Source organism: Nocardia sp. NPDC051756 (genome assembly GCF_040681495.1).
In the GTDB taxonomy this organism is placed as follows: Bacteria; Actinomycetota; Actinomycetes; order Mycobacteriales; family Mycobacteriaceae; genus Nocardia.
The window spans coordinates 944774-962507 of sequence record NZ_JBFAYV010000003.1; the positions used below are offsets into that span (position 1 = coordinate 944774).

At 65.6% G+C, this 17734-nt stretch carries 19 protein-coding genes, 1 tRNA gene and 1 other RNA gene; 16 read left to right on the forward strand and 5 right to left on the reverse strand.

Going from position 1 to position 17734, the window contains the following annotated elements; all coding sequences use genetic code 11:
* Positions 1-25: 25 nt before the first annotated feature.
* Positions 26-721 carry a class I SAM-dependent methyltransferase gene (locus AB0M22_RS15900; RefSeq protein WP_364726311.1) on the reverse strand — a complete coding sequence of 232 codons (696 nt, stop codon included), beginning with the start codon at positions 719-721 and terminating at the stop codon, positions 26-28.
* Positions 718-1182, reverse strand: a complete 465-nt coding sequence (locus AB0M22_RS15905) for a GNAT family N-acetyltransferase (RefSeq protein ID WP_364726314.1) — start codon at positions 1180-1182, stop codon at positions 718-720. Before AB0M22_RS15905 ends, AB0M22_RS15900 begins: the two co-directional genes overlap by 4 nt.
* A gap of 206 nt (positions 1183-1388) precedes the next feature.
* Here AB0M22_RS15905 and AB0M22_RS15910 point away from each other — a divergent pair, with 206 nt between their 5' ends.
* The 4 genes from AB0M22_RS15910 to AB0M22_RS15925 all read left to right on the forward strand — a co-directional run bounded on the left by AB0M22_RS15910 (position 1389) and on the right by AB0M22_RS15925 (position 7489).
* The gene (locus tag AB0M22_RS15910) at positions 1389-3836 is read left to right on the forward strand and encodes an ABC transporter substrate-binding protein (protein WP_364726316.1); all 2448 of its coding nucleotides are present in this window, start codon (positions 1389-1391) and stop codon (positions 3834-3836) included.
* A 93-nt stretch (positions 3837-3929) separates the two neighbouring features.
* Complete coding sequence (locus tag AB0M22_RS15915; RefSeq protein WP_364726319.1) at positions 3930-4493, forward strand: TIGR03086 family metal-binding protein; 564 nt, start codon at positions 3930-3932, stop codon at positions 4491-4493.
* Between the two features lie 496 nt (positions 4494-4989).
* The gene (locus tag AB0M22_RS15920) at positions 4990-6258 is read left to right on the forward strand and encodes a cytochrome P450 (RefSeq protein WP_364726322.1); all 1269 of its coding nucleotides are present in this window, start codon (positions 4990-4992) and stop codon (positions 6256-6258) included.
* A 10-nt stretch (positions 6259-6268) separates the two neighbouring features.
* Positions 6269-7489, forward strand: a complete 1221-nt coding sequence (locus AB0M22_RS15925; protein ID WP_364726324.1) for a cytochrome P450 — start codon at positions 6269-6271, stop codon at positions 7487-7489.
* 42 nt (positions 7490-7531) lie between these two features.
* Here the strand turns inward: AB0M22_RS15925 and AB0M22_RS15930 are convergent, their stop codons facing one another.
* Positions 7532-7906: a hypothetical protein gene (locus AB0M22_RS15930; protein ID WP_364726327.1), complete on the reverse strand. Its 375-nt coding sequence runs from the start codon at positions 7904-7906 to the stop codon at positions 7532-7534.
* Between the two features lie 153 nt (positions 7907-8059).
* Here AB0M22_RS15930 and AB0M22_RS15935 point away from each other — a divergent pair, with 153 nt between their 5' ends.
* Positions 8060-8710, forward strand: coding sequence for a helix-turn-helix domain-containing protein (locus AB0M22_RS15935; protein ID WP_364726329.1), 651 nt, complete (start codon positions 8060-8062; stop codon positions 8708-8710).
* A 7-nt stretch (positions 8711-8717) separates the two neighbouring features.
* Here AB0M22_RS15935 and AB0M22_RS15940 read toward each other — a convergent pair whose 3' ends face one another.
* Complete coding sequence (locus AB0M22_RS15940; RefSeq protein ID WP_364726332.1) at positions 8718-9560, reverse strand: ADP-ribosylglycohydrolase family protein; 843 nt, start codon at positions 9558-9560, stop codon at positions 8718-8720.
* A 232-nt stretch (positions 9561-9792) separates the two neighbouring features.
* Between AB0M22_RS15940 and AB0M22_RS15945 the strand changes: the two genes are divergently transcribed.
* The 9 genes from AB0M22_RS15945 (at position 9793) to AB0M22_RS15985 (ending at position 15833) form a co-directional block, all read left to right on the forward strand.
* Positions 9793-10776 carry an adenosine deaminase gene (locus tag AB0M22_RS15945; protein WP_364726335.1) on the forward strand — a complete coding sequence of 328 codons (984 nt, stop codon included), beginning with the start codon at positions 9793-9795 and terminating at the stop codon, positions 10774-10776.
* 131 nt (positions 10777-10907) lie between these two features.
* On the forward strand, positions 10908-11336 hold the full coding sequence (locus AB0M22_RS15950; RefSeq protein ID WP_364726338.1) for a hypothetical protein: 429 nt from the start codon (positions 10908-10910) through the stop codon (positions 11334-11336).
* Positions 11333-11731, forward strand: a complete 399-nt coding sequence (locus AB0M22_RS15955) for a hypothetical protein (protein ID WP_364726341.1) — start codon at positions 11333-11335, stop codon at positions 11729-11731. The genes AB0M22_RS15950 and AB0M22_RS15955 overlap by 4 nt, the downstream gene beginning before the upstream one ends.
* A 123-nt stretch (positions 11732-11854) precedes the next feature.
* Positions 11855-12259, forward strand: a complete 405-nt coding sequence (locus AB0M22_RS15960) for a Clp protease N-terminal domain-containing protein (protein ID WP_364726344.1) — start codon at positions 11855-11857, stop codon at positions 12257-12259.
* Between the two features lie 206 nt (positions 12260-12465).
* Positions 12466-12780, forward strand: a complete 315-nt coding sequence (locus tag AB0M22_RS15965) for a type VII secretion target (protein WP_364726346.1) — start codon at positions 12466-12468, stop codon at positions 12778-12780.
* Between the two features lie 53 nt (positions 12781-12833).
* Positions 12834-13940, forward strand: a complete 1107-nt coding sequence (locus AB0M22_RS15970; RefSeq protein WP_364726349.1) for an amidase domain-containing protein — start codon at positions 12834-12836, stop codon at positions 13938-13940.
* 34 nt (positions 13941-13974) lie between these two features.
* Positions 13975-14307: a hypothetical protein gene (locus AB0M22_RS15975; RefSeq protein ID WP_364726352.1), complete on the forward strand. Its 333-nt coding sequence runs from the start codon at positions 13975-13977 to the stop codon at positions 14305-14307.
* Positions 14308-14502: 195 nt separating this feature from the next.
* A complete protein-coding gene (locus AB0M22_RS15980) occupies positions 14503-14727 on the forward strand; it encodes a hypothetical protein (RefSeq protein ID WP_364726355.1) in 225 nt (74 codons plus the stop codon).
* 101 nt (positions 14728-14828) lie between these two features.
* Positions 14829-15833, forward strand: coding sequence for an alpha/beta hydrolase family protein (locus AB0M22_RS15985; protein WP_364726357.1), 1005 nt, complete (start codon positions 14829-14831; stop codon positions 15831-15833).
* A 62-nt stretch (positions 15834-15895) separates the two neighbouring features.
* Here the strand turns inward: AB0M22_RS15985 and AB0M22_RS15990 are convergent.
* Positions 15896-15980: transfer RNA gene (locus AB0M22_RS15990), tRNA-Ser, on the reverse strand.
* A 139-nt stretch (positions 15981-16119) separates the two neighbouring features.
* Between AB0M22_RS15990 and ffs the strand changes: the two genes are divergently transcribed.
* Together ffs and AB0M22_RS16000 are read left to right on the forward strand one after the other, a co-directional pair.
* An RNA gene (ffs, locus tag AB0M22_RS15995) (signal recognition particle sRNA small type) lies at positions 16120-16214 on the forward strand.
* 185 nt (positions 16215-16399) lie between these two features.
* Complete coding sequence (locus tag AB0M22_RS16000) at positions 16400-17689, forward strand: aminotransferase class I/II-fold pyridoxal phosphate-dependent enzyme (protein WP_364726360.1); 1290 nt, start codon at positions 16400-16402, stop codon at positions 17687-17689.
* The last annotated feature ends 45 nt before the right edge of the window (positions 17690-17734 follow it).

A 17734-nucleotide genomic window follows, 5' to 3' on the forward strand; every position in this document is an offset into this window, starting at 1 on the left:
CACAGCCGAATTCGGAGCAACGAAACTAACCTGCGACGGACTTGTGCCACACCAATGAGTACCGCCAGTAAACCCGCCGCCGCACCCGCGCTCCCGGAAGCAGCGCGACCGCCTGCTGTCGCACCTGACGAGTTGTCAACGGCGGATCGAGAACGACCGGCATATCGTCGTGAGTCGGCTCCAACGCGTACCAATCTCCGCGACCGAACTTGCGCAGAACAGCGAATGTGATCGCCAGAACCCGCTGACCGATCGCGGCCACGAGTTCAACCGGCAGCTCCCGGGCCAGGTCCGCACGCGGCAATGCGACGACCGCCAGCACCCCACCCGGACGCAGCGCTTCAGCCAGAACCGGCAATACCCTGTCCAACGGCATGTGGTGCAACGTGCTGATCGAAACGATCGCGTCATAGCTCCCGGCCGGCAACGGCTGCTCCAGCACGTCCCCGAGAATGCAGGTGACATTGCCGGGCGTCGCCTGCTTCGCCGCGTCGATCATCACCGGCGATCGATCGATCGCCTCGACCCGCTCGGCATGCCGCGCCAACTCCACCGCGAACGCACCGGCCCCGCATCCGACGTCCAGCACTCGCGCGCACGGGTCGGGCAGTTGCCGCAGCAGAAACCGGTGGTAGAAGCGGTTGTGGTCCCATCTGATGCCAGCCATCGATCCCACTCTGCCACAGGATTTCCGCGCATCGATGCGGCCGCTGACGGTCATCGAGGCCGGCGCTGATCGAGCGCGAGCGTCGCCGTAACCGTGTCGCCATCGACCGTCGACGTAGCTGCCGCGAGTAACTTCCGCGCCGCCGAATTATCCACCGTGGTCACCGCGACAACCCGCCGCGCACCGATCTCCCCGGCAACCACCCGCAACCGCTCGGCCACAGATTTACCCACGCCACGCCCTCGATCCGAACGACCGATCCACACCCCCGCCTCGAACCCCTCCTCCCCAGGCTGCAACCGCGCGGCCCCCACCACCCGCGCCCCCACCACGATCAGATACGTGTACTCGACCGGCGCATCCACCACCAACGCCCGCCCGCGATGAAACTCGAGAAACGCCTGCCTGCGCTCCGCATTCCACCCCGGCGCGCCGTCCACCGGCGGCATCACCTCCAACGGATCGGCATCGGCCACCGCCGCCTCGAGCAGCAGCGCGAGGTTCTCCTCCGTCAACGGCTCGAGCCTTACCGGCTCCGTATTCCTGTCCACGACATGAGCCTCCAGCAACAGGTATGCCCTGGTCAACGGAATTCCGGCGGCCCACGTCCGCACCGGCTCGCAGGCTACGATGGCCGCAATCGGTGATGTGCGAGCCTGCACGGGGTAATTCGGCAGCGCGAGCGGATGTGGTCGAGTGACTCGACGTCTGAGAGGACGGAATGCTGCGCGCTGGTGAGGTTTTCGCCGGATACGTGATCGAGCGCCAGCTGGGTCGCGGCGGCATGGGGTCGGTATATCTCGCGCGGCATCCGCGGCTACCGCGGCGGATCGCGTTGAAGCTGCTCAGCCAAGACCTGCACGCCAACGACGAAATGCGCGCCCGGTTCGAGCGCGAGGCGGAGCTGGTCGCGCAGCTGGATCACCCGAATATCGTCGCGGTATACGACCGCGGTGTCGATGAGGGCGTCCGATGGATTTCCATGCAGTTCGTCGACGGCATCGACGCCGGCGCGCTCGACCCGCGCACGCTGGACCCCGCCCGCGCGGTCGAGATCATCGCCGAAACCGCCAAGGCGCTCGACTACGCGCACGCCGTCGGCGTCCTGCACCGCGACGTGAAACCGGCCAACATCCTGCTGGCTCGCGCGACCGCCGGGCAGGACGAACGCGTCCTGCTCACCGACTTCGGCATCGCTCGCTTACGCGACGACGTTCACCAGCTCACGCGCACCGGAATGTTCGCCGCAACCCTGGCTTACGCCTCCCCGGAACAACTTTCGGCCAGCCCCGTCGACCACCGCTCCGACCAGTACGCCCTGGCCTGCACCCTGTTCTGGCTGCTGTCGAACACCGCCCCCTTCACCGCCGACAACCCCGCCGCGATGATCGCCGCCCACCTCCAGCAACCGCCGCCTCCACTCACCACCCGTCGATCCGATCTACCCCCGGCTCTCGACGCAGTTCTGTCCAAGGCACTAGCCAAGCGTCCCGGCAACCGCTACGAATCCTGTGCGGAATTCGCCACGGCCGCCCGCGACGCACTGACCGCCGTGAAATCGCCTGCCCCACTCACGATCCCGCAGTCCTGGGTGCCTCCGCTCACTGAACGGTCAGGGCAGAGTGAGCCGCCACCTGGGCGGCAACCATCGAGTGAGTCCACGCACAGGCAGGCCGCCCCAAATGAGCCCGCGCAAGCATCGACGCCGGATGCGCGTGCACGACAGGCAGAATCGGGTGCGTCGGCGAGGTCGGGCCCGGATGAGCTCGGCTCGAGGAAGAGCGCACGGCTGTCGGCGTCGAATCAGTCTGCGGTGGAAGCGGGTTCGCGCGAAGCCACAGTGTGGGAGGAGCCGCGTCAGCGGACGCTGGCTGCCGAGCCGGACGATGGCCTGCCGGAGATCCGGCGGCCGCGCGGGCGGGGCGCGCGCAATGCTGTTGTCGCCGGGGCTGTTCTGGTTGTCGCCGCGATTGTCGCGGGGATCATTTGGGCAAACTCGGGAACTTCTTCGGACAGCCCGGCCTCGCCCACGTCGGCCGGCCCCGGTGCGCTGCGAACAATCGACTGGTCAGGTGCCGTTGCTCCAGGGACCGCCGGTGCGCCGCGAGCTATCGAGCCACTGACGCAGATCGATGCGCAGGGCAAGGAGGTCGCGAAACCTGGTGCCGCCAGCACTCCGGCGGGTGACGGCAAGGCGACGTGCACGCCCGTAACTCTGGCCACGACAGCCGTTTCCAGCGGTAGCGCGGACGGTGGCGTGAAGCTGGCCATCGATCAATTCAAGAAGGCGAACCCCGGATGCTCTGTCGCACTGCGGGAATTCGACTTCTCCGGCTCGCAGGTGAGCGATGTGGCCGCGCAGATCACCAACGATCCGTCGATCGCCGCATTGATCGGCCCGGTGTTCTCCACGGAAATCCAGTCCACGGGAAAGGTTTTCAATGACGCGGGCCTACCGTTCCTGACTCCATCAGCCACCGATCCCGCCCTGTCCACCAACGGCTGGCATTCCTTCTTCCGTGGGCTGGCCGCCGACGACGTCCAAGGCACCGCCCTGGCGAAGTACCTGGTCAACACGGCGCACTACCGCAAGATCTGCGTCATCCAGGACAAGACCGGTTACGGCAGAAGCCTGGCCGGCAGCGCCGTCTCCAGCCTCGGCTCGGCCGCCGACTCGAGCTGTGCGGGCGAGATCGGCAAGGGTGATCGCGACTTCGCCGCTTTGACCACACAAATCGCGACGGCCGAGCCGGACGCGATCTTCTACTCCGGCTTCGCTGACGAGGCGGCCGCCTTGCTCGAGCAACTGCGCCGAGCGGGAATCACGGTCCCCTTCGTCTCCGCGGAAAGCACCGTCACCCCGGACTTCGTTGCCCAAGCGGGAAATTCGGCGAAAGGCGCGATCGTCTCCTGCTCCTGCGGCCCTGACGTAACTCAATTCGCCAGTGAATACCAAGCTCTCAACGGCCGAGCCCCCGGCCCGAGCTCCGTCGAGGCGTACGACCTCACCACCATCATTCTGAAGGGCGTCACCTCCGGCCGCACCACTCGCGCCGGCCTCGCCGACTACCTGCGCGGCTACGAGGGCACCGGCTTGGCCCGCACCTACCGCTGGTCCACCACCGGCGAACTCGCCACACCCCAAACCTGGCTCTACAAGGTCAATTAACCGTCACCCTCGGCGACCGATGAGTTCGGGTCGCGCCGGCCGTCTGCATCAACAGAGGCGCACGCGACCCGTGCTCGACCCGAGGAGAGTCCCATGATCGATCTGAAGCCGGCCTGCGACACGATGATCGACCTGCTGCTCGGCACCTCCGCCGACCAACTCGACCGTCCCACCCCGTGCAGCGAGTACACCGTCGCCCTCCTTATCGACCACATCGGTGGGGTTGCACAACGTTTCACCGCGTTCGCGCGTAAAGACACCGGTGACATTCCTCGCGAGATCGCTGCGCACCCCAAGGTGGTCGCCGAGCGGGTGCGCACCCTCGGCCTCGCTTGGGACGACCCGTCGGCCTGGCAAGGCACTACCGCTCTGTCCGCGGACCTGGAGCAGTCGAACGAGCTGTGGGGCCGAATCGCACTCACCGAAATGGTGGTGCACGCCTGGGATCTCGCCCAGGCCACCGACCGCCCGTTCACCCTGTCCACGCCGACGCTGCACGCCTGCCTCGACCACGTCGTCGCCTTCATCCCGAACGCCCCCATCCCCGAACTGTGGAGTTCCGCCGTCGAGACCTCCGACGATGCCGCGCTGATCGATCGCATCGTCGCGGTCACCGGCCGCAATCCGCGCTGGGCCGAGGTAGCTGACCGCGGATAGCCAACGGATTGCACTGTCGCGAACGCTCTTTCGGTCCGCTCCAGATCCCCAGCAGTTCAGCGACATGGCGACAAACAATCGGCAATCGCCTCGCCGTTGACTCGATCCGCCACTGCAGTCCTGCGCAAACGCTGAACCCCAAAGACTTATCCCCTGGTAGCGCAACATATTTGCGACCAGGTAGCCGGCTGCTGCCGGTTGCCACATCGAGAGAGACTTTCTCGCAATGCTGCTACCGTGGGTGAGCCGTCAGGTTCTGGGCGGCTACCAGGGTCAACCGTGGGAATCCGGCGTTCGACCGGCGAAACCGCGTGTCCTGTAAGGACTGTGAGGGGGACGCGGTGAAACCACGGTTACCGCGCAGCGTTCCCATCCTCGACGTGCACTCGTTAGCAGTGGTCACCTATGGTCGGGTGAAACCTGATACACCTCCGACCTTTCCAGAGGCACGTGCCCGAGCCGCGTGCCCGCGCACCCACCGTCTGGAGCCACGTCCTTGACCACGTCACCATTCACCGTGTCCGACAACGCCGCACCTGGGGTCTGCCCGGTTCAGCACGGCTCACCCATCGATACCGATGGTCCCCGCGTGCGCCTGCACACCCCGGAGTTCGCCGCCGATCCGCATCGCGCCTACGCCGAGATGCGTCGGCAGTACGGCTCGCTGGTGCCGATCGAACTGGCCCCGGACGTGCCCGCCACCCTGGTCGTCGGCTATGACGCCGCGCTGCGCATCCTCAACGACCCAGAGCACTTTCCGGCCGATCCGCGGACCTGGCAGCAGAACATCCCCGACGACTCGCCCATCAAGCCGATGATGGAGTGGTACCCGAACGCGCTGCGCAACAGCGGCGCCGCGCACGCGCGCTACCGGCAGGCCTACACCGCCGCCATCGACGGAATCGACCTGCACGCCCTGCATTCCACCGTCGAGCGGATCGCCATTCCGCTGATCAACACCTTCTGCACGACCGGGTCGGCCGATCTAGTGACCCAGTACGCGTTCCCGCTGGTCTTCGACGTGCTCAACCAAATGGTGGGCTGCTCGGCGGAATTGGGTCAGCGGGTCGCGACCGGCATGGCCCAGCTCTTCGACACGGTCAACGCCGCGCAGGGCATGCAGATGCTCAGCGAGGCCCTGCTGGAGCTGATCAGCCTGCGCCGCGCGGAGCCCGGCGACGACGTCACCTCCCGACTAGCGCATCATCCGGCCGAACTCGACGACACCGAAATGTTGTGCCAGCTCATCAGTTTCTACGGCGCGGGCATCGAGCCGCAGCAGAACCTGATCATCAACACCCTGCTCCTGATGGTCACCGACGACCGCTTCGGCGGCCACGTTCTCGGCGGCAGCATGTCGACCCGCGACGCGCTCGACGAGGTCCTGTTCAACGACCCGCCGATGGCGAACTTCTGCACCTCCTACCCGCGGCAGCCGATCCTGATCGACAACAACTGGTTGCCCGCGCATCAGCCGGTCCTGATCAGCCTGGCCGGCTGCAACAACGATCCCGAGATCCGCGGCGGCGACCGCACCGGCAACCGCTCGCACCTGGCGTGGGCCGCCGGACCGCACGCCTGCCCGGCCAAGTCCGTCGCGTACCTGATCGTGCAGGACGCCATCGATCAGCTGCTCGACGCACTGCCGGAAATCGAACTCGCCGTTGGCCCGGACGAATTGGTTTGGCGGCCAGGGCCTTTCCACCGCGCGGTAGCGGCACTGCCGGTCGTCTTCCCCAAGTCCCCTCCGTTGAACATGATGTAAGGAGCGTCCGATGGAGCATGAACCGATAGTTCTGGACACGACCGGTGCCGACATCCAAGGCGAGTCCGCGCGCATCCGGGCGCGCGGACCCGTTGCGGTGGTGGAATTACCGGGTGGCGTGCCCGCGTGGTCGGCCACCGACGCGGCGGTGCTCAAGAGCCTGCTCGCCGATCCGCGCGTGTCCAAAGATCCTCGGCAGCACTGGTCTTCGTTCATCAACGGGGAGATCACCGAGGCGTGGCCGCTGCTGCCCTGGGTCGCGGTGGACAACATGTTCACCGCCTACGGTTCCGACCATCGGCGACTGCGGAAACTGGTCTCGCCCGCGTTCACCCATCGCCGCACCACCGCGCTGCGGCCGCGGATCGAGGCGATTACCGACAACCTGCTGAACGCGCTGGCCGCCACCTTGCCCGGCGAATCGGTAGATCTGCGTGCGGGATTCGCGTATCCGGTGCCGATCCAGGTGATCACCGAAATGATGGGCGTGCCAGAACATTTGGGTGGCGGCCTGCACAAGTGCGTGGACGGGTTCTTCGACACCTCGTTCACGCCCGAGCAGGCGCAAGCCAACTATCTCGAGATGTACCGGCTCATCAGCGAACTCGTCGCCTACCGGCGCGAGACGCCCGGTGACGACGTGACCAGCGTCCTGATCGCCACCCGCGCCGAGGACGGTGCGCAGCTGGTGGAGAAGGAACTGGTCGACACCCTGATGCTCGTCATCAACGCGGGCCACGAGACGACCGTAAACCTGCTCGACCAAGCGATTTTCGCGCTGCTGACCCATCCGGCGCAGCGCGCCGACGTGGTCGAGGGCCGGGTGCCGTGGTCGGACGTGGTGGAGGAAACGCTGCGCTACGAAGCGCCGGTCGCGCACCTGCCGTTGCGCTACGCCGTCGACGACATCGAGATCGGCGACATCCGAATCCCGAAGGGGGAGGCCATTCTCGCCTCCTACGCCGGTGCCGGACGGGATCCGAACCTGCACGGCGCGACGGCCGATCAGTTCGACATCCACCGCACCAACAAGGACCACCTGTCCTTCGGGCACGGCGCGCACCACTGCATCGGCGCCCCGCTGGCCCGGCTCGAAGCGGCGGTCGCGCTCCCCGCCTTGTTCGAGCGCTTCCCGAACCTCAGGCTCGCGGTGGATCCGGCGGAATTGCAGCCGGTCGGCAGTTTCGTCTCCAACGGTCACCGCCAGCTGCCGGTGTATTTGGGGGAGTAGGTCGTCGAGCGTGGGGTGCCCGTTCGGCACTCCACGCTTTCGTCAGACGAAGGCAAGCGCGGAAGCCGCAAGTGCGATCAGCGCGACCACGTCCACCCACGCGACGCGCTTGGTCTTCCCATTCAGCTCACCGAAACCGATGGTGAGTGCGAGCGCGAGAAAGCTGGTCATGCTGATCGCGGCCGCGATGATCGCGGCAACTCGAACCGGCGCGATGAACGCGCCTGCGATCAGTCCGATTCCGACCAGCGCGAGCAGTAGCGCGCGGTGCCGCAAGAGCAGCTCCTGGTCGCGATTGCCGAGTTCGGTGCCGTAGACCGCGACGGCGCGACCGGGTGCGCAGGCGACGATGCCGGGAACAATGTGGATCACGCCGATCAGCACCAGAGCTGCCTGCGCGACGTAGTCGAATCGCATGTTCGATCCGTCCTTTCTCTTGGTCGTGCAAGCATGGCGAGTATGGGCGGTGCGGCACTTCCAGAAACACGCTGTCTCGCGACCGTGTGGTTGTGGCCTGGGCACGCGGTTTATCGGGGTCCTTCGCTGCGGCTCGACGCGCATTGCGGATCGGTGCTGTGTCTAGCGGTCGGTGTCGATGCACCGTTCACGGTGCGGGCCGACGGGTTCGAGCAGACGGTGCGGACCGCGCTGATTCCGCCGCGCATGGTGCATCGAGTTGTCGCCACCGGCGAGCAGATGCTGTTCTGCTATATCGATCCCAGCTCGCCTCGGGCGAAAATCAGCTGGGATCGAATGAACAGTCGCTCTGGTGGATTCGGCATGGACCACCGCGATGAAGGCGAGTTGATAAGCCTCGCCGCGCAAACGGAATTCGATCCGGTGGCCGCGGTCGACCTGGCCTGTGGTCCCGGTTCGGCGAAGATCGATGATCGGATCGCGGCCGCGGCGGCGACGTTGCGGGCGTATCCGGCCCGGTCGAACTCGGCTGCCGAGTTAGCCGCGGAGGCGCACCTGTCGACCTCGCGATTCCTGCATTTGTTCGCCCGGGACGCGGGCACGAGCTTTCGCCGTTATCGGATGTGGGCGCGAATGCTCAGTGTCGGCCGTGCCGTCGCGAAGGGGGCTGATCTCACGACGGCCGCGGCGGATGCGGGTTTCGCCAGCCCTTCGCATTTCAGCGATACCTTCCACGCGATGTGCGGGCTCACGCCCAGCAGGTTGCTCGCCGACGGCGCTCGAATCGTGGTGCTGGATTCGTGAACCGGGGTCAGGCGAATTTGGCGAGCAGTCGCGCGTCCAAGTCCCGCAGGTAGTCGCGACCGAAGGCGCCGTTCTCGAGGCCGTTCACCAATACGTCCGGCAGATCCTGCTTGATCTGCGGCGAACGCGATCCGGCCGCGAGTGCGATGGTCGCCACGGTGTCGACGTCTCCGGTGAAAGCCACTGAGGTGAGCAAGATTTCGCTGAGACTGTTGCCCGAACTCAGTGCGGTCAGCGCGGCCCGCACGCTCATCCAGCCCTTGGATCCCACCTTGCCGCGCCACGGACGCGCCCAGCTCGGATCGAGGCGAGCACCGACCCAGCGGGGGAGTCCGGACAGTGGTCCGAGTTGGTAGTGGCAGTAGTGCACAGCCAGCGCGGCCGCCTGCGCCGCCGAAATCCCGGCGGGAGTGTTGTGCGTGACCCGTGCCTGCACTTCCGCGTAGCGCAGCACCTCGTCGACGGTGGGCAGCAACCCGACCGGCCCGGCGCGCATCGCGGATCCGCTCTTGTCGCTGGACGGGTCGATGCGGCTCAACAGATCCTCGCCGGTGTGTACGGTATCGAGGAACTGCTGGAACCGACCGGCATAGCCGTCGCGCGGATCGCGGTGGTAAGCCCGCACGAAATGCTCGGCCAGCTCCGCCTGCTGCCATGGCGCACCCGAGACCAGCAGCTCCGCGACCGCCAACGTCATCTGCGTGTCGTCGGTATAGGCGCCCGGCCGGACTCCGAGGTGCGTCGGATGCTGGATGTACCCGGCCAACGTGTTGTGTTCTGCGACAAGGCCGGCGCTCGCGTACTCGAACCCGGCGCCGTAGGCGTCCCCGACCGCCAACTCGACCAGCATGTGATCCCCTCCCCGTCGAACCCTGCCGCCAGATCTTGGCGCACCCGATTCGATAGTGCAACAGGCTATCTCGAAGCTAAGATTGGTTCGGCGAGCGACGAGGCATTCGGGTCGGTGACGGCCCGCTCGCCGGTGCTACCCGCCTAGCCCGCACCTACCGCTGGATCCCCACCGGCGAACCGACCACCCCAGGCATCTGGATCTACCAGGTCAACTAGCTAGGATCCCCCGAATGCCTGTACCGAAAGCCGAACTGCATCTGCACATCGAGGGAACGCTGGAACCGGAGTTGGCGTTTGCGCTGGCCGAACGCAATGGCGCCGAGTTGCCGTTCGCCTCGGTGGATGAGTTGCATCACGCTTACCGGTTCGAGGATCTGCAATCTTTTCTCGATCTGTACTACCGGCTCACGGACGTGCTGCGGGTTGAGCGGGACTTTACCGAGCTGGCCGAGGCGTACCTGGTCCGGGCGAGCGCTGCGGGCGTGCGGCACGCCGAGATTTTCTTCGACCCGCAGGCGCACACCGCGCGCGGAGTGCCCTTCGCGACCGTCATCGACGGTCTGTGGGCGGCGCTGCGGGATAGTGAGCAGCGGTATGGCGTCACGACCAAGCTCATCATGTGCTTCCTGCGCGACCTGTCGGTCGAATCCGCGCTGGAGACCCTGAGCGCGGCCGAGCCGTACCTGGATCGGATCGTGGCGGTCGGCCTCGACTCCGCAGAGGTCGGTCATCCGCCCGCCAAGTTCGCCGCGGTCTACGAGCGCGCTCGCGAGCTGGGGCTTCGAGCGGTGGCGCACGCCGGGGAGGAGGGCCCGGCCTCGTATGTGGCCGAGGCGCTGGATGTGCTGCGCGTCGAACGCATAGACCATGGAATCCGCGTGCTCGAAGACCCCGAGCTGGTCGCGCGCCTGGTGCGGGAGCGAATTCCGCTGACCGTGTGCCCGTTCTCCAACGTGCGCCTGCGCGTGATCGACAAGCTGACCGACCACCCGCTGCGCCGGATGCTCGATCTCGGCCTGGTCGCCACGGTGAACTCCGATGACCCGGCCTACTTCGGCGGCTATGTGCAGGAAAACCTCGACGGCGTCCGGGATGCCCTGAACCTGACCGCCGACCACCTGCGCACCCTCGCCCGCAACTCCTTCGAGGCCTCGTTCATCGACGAACCGACCCGCGCCCGCTACCTCGGCGAGGTCGACGCATACCACTTCTGATCCACGAGAATCCAAGCCGCACATCTCGGTTCGAGAGCGCCGAGATGTGCGGCGACTACGCGCCGCGGCGTACCCGCTGATCCGCTGCGCGGCGGATGTGCCGACCGTGCCCCCTGGCCGACAGTGTGTTCATGACCACAACGGCAGGCAGGCGCCGGCCCTTCATCCTCGCGACGTGCGCGGCACTCGTACTCGCGGCCATCGGTGACGCCGGCCCCGAGATCATCGAATCCCGCAGTCTCCTAACCGGTTACGACGGACCAGGGCCGTTGATCTATCTCGGCTTCGCCGTTCTGGTCGCAACGGTCCGATGGCGATACATCCCGCTGACCGCGGTCGCGATGTCGCTGTTCTTCCTCGTCGGCGGATTCGCCGACGAGGACTTCCCGACCCGGCTCGTCACCCCCGCCGAGCCCGTCGAATTCCTCGCCGCATGGCTCCAGACAATCAGCTTCGCCGCAGCGATCCTTTTCGGAATCGCCGCCGTCCGTCGGCGGACCCCAGCCGACGGCGCGCCCCGGACATCATCGGCCGGTCGACTCGAAAGGCATTGGCAATGAATACAATTGGCACCCGCTGGACAGCTCTACCAAAGAACACCAAACTATCCCTCTACGGACTGACCATCGGAATCCTAGGCCTGATAATGCAATGGATCGCCGACCCCGCCAAATTCCCCGGCTTCCCACCCGGAATCCTCGTGCTAGCGGTATTCGCCCTCGCCGTAGCCCTCACCACCCGCTGGTGGTGGACCCCCCTCCTCGCCACCCTGATCGCCGCCTTCATCGCCCTGGGCGGCCTCCTCGGCGGCGCCCTCCTCGATAACCTGTCATCAGGAAACATCGGCACCCTCGCCGGCAACATAATCCTGTACATCGGCTTAGCCATCGCAGCCATAGCCGGCGTCCTCGCAACAATCGACACCCGCCGCGCAACCAAAGTGCCCCTGCGCTGACTGCCCTCGACTGCACGAGGAAGCAGGAAATGCCCCGATCAATTGATCGGGGCACTTCTGCGCTACGGCACGCCGAACCGACACCAGGGCAACGTATTTCGACACTGCTATTAGGTTGCGGGCATGACCTCGTTGGAAAACCATGAAACGTCCGTCACGGTGACCTCCGCCGCGATTGGTTTGATCGGGACTCTCCAGCATGCCGCGCGCATCGCCGCCGAACGTGGCCACGGTTACGTCGGGACCGAGCACATCCTCGCGGCGCTGTTCGATGCGCCGTTGACACCCCTTGAGGTGTTCTGGCCGCGCATCGACGGAGAACCGATACAACGCGGTGTCATCAACGATTTCGATTCTTCGGCACCACAACAGCCCCTGACCTATTCGGAGGTACAGGAATTGGTGAAGGCGGTCATTCCGGAGCCGGGCAGTGCACCGGGCTTGCCGACCCGACCGGTCACGGTCACCTACGACGTGAGTGGTCCGAAAGCCGACGAGTTCAAGGCGATGCTCGATCGATTCGGATGAAAAGCGATGTCGCGCTCCGTCCTTGGTGATGGGGCGCGACAATGCGCCGAACAGCAGGTGCCGACCCCGCTGCTCCGAATCATGTAGGGCATCGGTGCGACGCTCGATAGATCGGCTGCGCTGGCGGTGTCCTCGACTCGGGGAGGCCCAGCTTCTATGTCGCTAACTCCGGGAGATAGTCTCGATCCTCGGATAGAGGGGGTCGTGTGGAGGTCGAGCCGGCCAGCCTGCGGGCAGCGGCCACGAAATTGTTCACGGAGTCGGGTGACGTCGACCATTGGACGCGACTCGGGGGCGCCAATGCGGTCACTCAGTTGAACGGATTGGGCTGCGCTGCTTTGTTCACCGAGGCGGACAATGCGAGCCGCCAGGCGAAAGCGGTACTCCAGGCCAGGATGAAGGAACTCGGAAACCTGCTGAAGATCTCTGCTGACGAATACACCGATACCGACACCGCGACCGCGGGCAAGTTGGCGGCATTCAGCGATCTGAACTCAGGAGATCCGCACGGGGGTCGATGACTGTGAGTCCTACAGGATCGATCCCGACCCGGGATCAAGTGACATCTTGGAATGTGGCAGCGCTGAAAGACGTGGCCGCCAATGCGGGCAAGATCGGTGACGCCATCGTGACGGCTTCCAACTCGGTGTACACCACGCTCCATGACGACCTGCACTGGTCGGGCGCGGCGAAGAATGCCGCGGAGGATCGCGCCAACCGAGAGCAACGCGAAATGCGGGCCGTGGCAACGGCCTACTACGACCTCGAAAGCGCGTCCGAAAGCCTGCACGGCGCAATCGAATACTCGGTCGGGCAGATCAAGCAGCTCGTGCAACTGCACGAGGTCGAGCCGGTCGTCATCGGCAACGATCAGGCCTGGACCGTGCACGGCATGACCGACGAGAACGAGGCGGCGAACCTCAGCAGCAGCCTCATCAGCTTCGCCACCACCATCGCCGAGGCCGACGCGCAGTGGAAGCCGAAGATCCAGGAGGCCATCGACGAGATTCGCCGAATGGCGCCGATCAGCAACAACGTCGATATCAACGCAGGCAATACGTCCCTTTCGCCGGAACGAGCCGCGGCCATCGAGTACGCCAACCGCTGGGCATTGAGTCGCAATCCCGACTACGAGGACCTGGGTGACGCGGATTGCACCAACTTCGTCTCCCAGTGCTTGCGCGCAGGCGGATTCAAGGACGAAGGTGACGGCGGCGTCCCGCAAATGCACCGCGATGACAACGGTCGGTGGTACTACGACGATGACACTGTCAAAGTCGACAAGTCGTATACCTGGGGCGGAGCACCCAATCTGCACGAATATCTACTCCGGGATAATCCGCAATCGGGAACTCCGAGCGGCACCGAGGTGCAAACCGGTGGGATCAACACCACGACCGCTGCCGCCGACCCGCTGGCACTGAGCAAGGCCGGCTTGAAACCCGGCGACATCGTCCAGTACGAGTTGAACGACGGCGCCAACGCCGGAACCATCAACCACACCGCGATTTACGTCGGACAGAAGCCGGTGACGATGCCGAACGGTGAGACGGTGATGGCCGACGTGGTCGACTACCATTCGAAAGAGAACAAGCAGGTACCCTGGACGCTCCAGCAGGGCAGCGGAAGCTCTTTCCCGCTGACTTATCACATGATCAAGGTGAACTATCCCGGTGACTGAAGCACGTACTCGTTCGAGGAAATGGCTTGCGGCTGTGGCCGTGGTGGTTGGCGTTGTTCTTGCCGCGCTCGTCGTGGATTGGCTGTTCTTTCTGTCCCGCTACGATTCGCTGACCTGGATGTTGACTCCGCCGCCGCGGATCGACGATGTCACCTACAGTCGCGTGGATTCCGCGCCGGAGGGTAGCGAGCAGTATCGGCGCCTGGTCGAGCGATACGGCGGTCCCGAGTCTGCGGATCGCCGATGGCCGCTGCCGTTCGCGGTGGATCGGTCGGCGCGCGCCTGTGGAGATTCGCCTTGGCTGCTGTTCGTGCACGACTACGCCGGCAAGATTCACCTGTACAAGCTCAACTCCGGCTGCGCGTAATACGACGGTCGGAACTACCGGGTCTTGCCTCCGCATGCGAGGTCTATCTCGGACTGCCAGGATCTGCCAAATCCGTTCTGCGGGAGCATTTCTCGAATCTATTCCCGTACTCTCCGGGTTGGCGAGCAGGAGTTCTCGCCGGCACAGGGAGGGGCACGTGTGATGCCTACCGCAACCAAGGAGAGGATTCACGTGATGAAGCGCACCGCGTATGGCTTCGCGATCAGCGCCCTGGTCACCGGCGCAATGGCTGGTGCTGTCTGGACCGGTGGTATCGCCGCCGCCCAAGGTGGCGGCATGACGTACCAGGAGTGCATGTCAACGGGCAAGGACAGCTACCGGCAGATTTATGGCACGGAAGCGGTCTGTGTCGAAGACGGGTACGGCACCTACAAATTGGAGCCAGACAGAGGTCAGTAGTAGCGGGGTCTCGACACCAGGGTGCAGCCCTGACTTGTTCCACCGAAGCTCCGGGTGGTTCCCCGATGTGGTGAGCACCGGGTGCGGCATAGCGTCGGGCAATGCGGTATTCGACCCGGTTCCGGCGGTTGTGTACCGCGATCACGCTCGTCGCCGGTGTGGTCGCGGCGGTGGCTTGCGCTCCTGGCAGTGAGCGCTCGGCCGCGTCGGTTCGCGTCGTGTCCGAGCAGCGGGTCGACGATCGCATTGTCGATCTGGTGCTGGACTCGCCGAGTCTCGGTGCGGAGGCGGCTGTCCGATTGATCACGCCGCAGGGTTGGAGTGATCGCGTGCCGCAGCGGAGATGGCCGGTGCTGTATCTGTTGCCCGGTGGTGACGGCGACCACACCGGTTGGACTGCCGACATCGACGTCACCGAACTGCCACAACTGCGGGACGTGCTGGTTGTGGTTCCGGGGATGCCGATGTTCGGGTTCTATACCGACTGGCGCGCGGGGACGCCGGCGGTGGAGTCGTTCCATCTCGACGAACTGCTGCCGCTACTCGAACGGGGCTACGGCGCAGGCGATCACCGCGTCATCGCCGGTGTCTCCCAGGGCGGCTACGGCGCGCTCGCCTACGCCGCACGGCGACCAGGCCTGTTCCGTGCCGCCGCCAGCTACAGCGGCTGGCTCCACCCGCGACAGCGGGCCGACATCGTGCTCGGCGCAGCGCGGTTCGTCGGAATCGACGATCCCAACCGGATCTGGGGCGACCCGATCCGCGACCGCACCACCTGGGAAGCGCACGATCCGTACCACCTGGCCGGCAATCTCACCGCGATACCGGTCTTCCTGTCCAGCGGTGACGGCTCCCCAGGCGAATTCGACCCGCCGGATCTCCAGCGCGACCCGCTGTTCGGCGAAATCGACCGGTGCGCAACCGAATTCCCGAATGCGGTCGATCTCACCGAGTCCGTGATGCACGAAAGCACCCGCGCGGTCGCTGACCGACTCCGGCAACTGGGCGCACAACCGATCGTCCATCTCACCAGCGGCACCCACAGCCCACCCTATTGGCAGCGCGAACTCCACCGATCGCTGCCGATGCTGCTCGCCGCCTTGTGACGTGGACCGAGAGGGAAATGCGAAGAGCCCCGCGCAGCTGAGCTGTGCGGGGCCCTTCTCGGCGGAGGATAGGGGATTTGAACCCCTGAGGGCGTTAACCCAACCCGCGTTCCAGGCGAGCGCCATAGGCCACTAGGCGAATCCTCCGTGGGGAAGCATACCGGGTGGGGGAGGGTAGACGCCAAACGGGTCCGTTCGGACCAGGAAAGTCCCAGTTCGGCCCGGTTTCTACCCGGTTTCGGGTACCCGGAGGAGGAGGATGGGCGGGAGAGCGGCTACACTGGCCGACGGATCCCGCGCGGCGCGCATCCTGTGAACTCCCCCAGGGCCGGAAGGCAGCAAGGGTCAATGGGCTCTGCCGGGTGCGCGGGGTCCCCTTAATTTTCGAGGGGCCCCGCCCGGACCGAAACCCGGCTGCTGAATAACGCCTCCAATTCCGAGCAACACACGGGTAACGTGAACTACGGTCCGTTGACGCCCGATGCGCCTGACAGGCCGAACGTCCGGCCGCCGCACATCGGTCCGGCCACAACCCACGTCCCCGCTGCTTCGAAAGGCTGCCCAGGATGCCCCGGCAAACGCAGATCGGTTTGATGAGCCACGAGGAACTCGTGTCCGAACACGAGACTCAGGACGCGAACTATGCGACGCTCAAGACCGAGAAGCTCACGCTGGACCTGACCCGCGGAAAACCCTCGCCGGAACAACTCGACCTGTCGCTGGAGCTGCTGTCCCTGCCCGGCGACGGCGACTACCGCGACGGCACCGGCACCGATTGCCGCAATTACGGTGGCCAGCACGGCCTTCCGGAACTGCGCGCGATCTTCGGCGAGCTGCTCGGCATCCCGGTGGACAACCTGCTGGCCGGCAACAACGCCAGCCTCGAGCTGATGCACGACGTGCTCGCGTTCGCGATGCTGTACGGCACCAACGACTCCGAGCGCCGGTGGGCCGCCGAGGAGAAGCTGAAGTTCCTGTGTCCGAGCCCCGGCTACGACCGGCATTTCTCGATCACCGAGGTGCTCGGCTTCGAGATGATCCCGGTCCCGATGCATCACGACGGCCCGGACGTGCACGCCGTCGCCGAGCTGGTCGCGAACGATCCGCAGATCAAGGGCATGTGGGTGGTGCCGAACTACTCCAACCCGTCCGGCGTCACGTTCTCCGAAGAGGTTGTCCGGGAACTGGTTTCGATGCCCGCCGCGGCCCCGGACTTCCGGCTGATCTGGGACAACGCCTACGCCGTGCACCCGCTGACCGACACCGCGGCGCCGGTGTACGACGTGCTCGGTCTCGCCGCCGCGGCCGGAAACCCCAACCGCCCCTTGGTATTCGCCTCGACCTCGAAGATCACCTTCGCCGGTTCGGGCGTCAGTTTCCTCGGCGGTTCCACCGAGAACCTGAACTGGTACCTCGGTCACGCGGGCAAGAAGAGCATCGGCCCGGACAAGATCAACCAGCTGCGTCATCTGCGCTTCTTCAAGGACGCCGACGGCGTGCGCGCGCACATGCAGAAGCACCGCGCCATCCTGGAGCCGAAATTCGCTGCCGTGCTGCGCATCCTGGAGGACCGGCTGGGCGCGTCGAAGGTCGCCTCCTGGACCGAGCCCAAGGGTGGCTATTTCGTCAGCCTGGATGTCCTCGAGGGCACCGCGGCGCGGGTGATCGCGCTCGCCAAGGACGCGGGCATCGCGCTCACCGCGGCCGGTTCCGCCTTCCCGCTGCGGAATGACCCGGAGGACAAGAACATTCGGATCGCGCCGAGCTTCCCGAAGCTGCCCGAGCTGGAGAAGGCGATGGACGGCCTGGCCACCTGCGTACTGCTCGCGGCCACCGAGAAGCTGCTCGACAAGTAGCACGAAAACAGCGGGCGCGTACCGAGGTACGCGCCCGCTGTGCTG

Coding starts and splice junctions, on each gene's coding strand:
- AB0M22_RS15980 (WP_364726355.1), top strand. CDS start 14,503: ATGAAGCGCACCGCGTATGGCTTCGCGATCAGCGCCCTGGTCACCGGC.
- AB0M22_RS15930 (WP_364726327.1), bottom strand. CDS start 7,906: ATGCGATTCGACTACGTCGCGCAGGCAGCTCTGGTGCTGATCGGCGTG.
- AB0M22_RS15900 (WP_364726311.1), bottom strand. CDS start 721: ATGACCGTCAGCGGCCGCATCGATGCGCGGAAATCCTGTGGCAGAGTG.
- AB0M22_RS15950 (WP_364726338.1), top strand. CDS start 10,908: ATGACCACAACGGCAGGCAGGCGCCGGCCCTTCATCCTCGCGACGTGC.
- AB0M22_RS15955 (WP_364726341.1), top strand. CDS start 11,333: ATGAATACAATTGGCACCCGCTGGACAGCTCTACCAAAGAACACCAAA.
- AB0M22_RS15910 (WP_364726316.1), top strand. CDS start 1,389: ATGCTGCGCGCTGGTGAGGTTTTCGCCGGATACGTGATCGAGCGCCAG.
- AB0M22_RS15945 (WP_364726335.1), top strand. CDS start 9,793: ATGCCTGTACCGAAAGCCGAACTGCATCTGCACATCGAGGGAACGCTG.
- AB0M22_RS15925 (WP_364726324.1), top strand. CDS start 6,269: ATGGAGCATGAACCGATAGTTCTGGACACGACCGGTGCCGACATCCAA.
- AB0M22_RS15940 (WP_364726332.1), bottom strand. CDS start 9,560: ATGCTGGTCGAGTTGGCGGTCGGGGACGCCTACGGCGCCGGGTTCGAG.
- AB0M22_RS15985 (WP_364726357.1), top strand. CDS start 14,829: ATGCGGTATTCGACCCGGTTCCGGCGGTTGTGTACCGCGATCACGCTC.
- AB0M22_RS15915 (WP_364726319.1), top strand. CDS start 3,930: ATGATCGATCTGAAGCCGGCCTGCGACACGATGATCGACCTGCTGCTC.
- AB0M22_RS15960 (WP_364726344.1), top strand. CDS start 11,855: ATGACCTCGTTGGAAAACCATGAAACGTCCGTCACGGTGACCTCCGCC.
- AB0M22_RS16000 (WP_364726360.1), top strand. CDS start 16,400: ATGCCCCGGCAAACGCAGATCGGTTTGATGAGCCACGAGGAACTCGTG.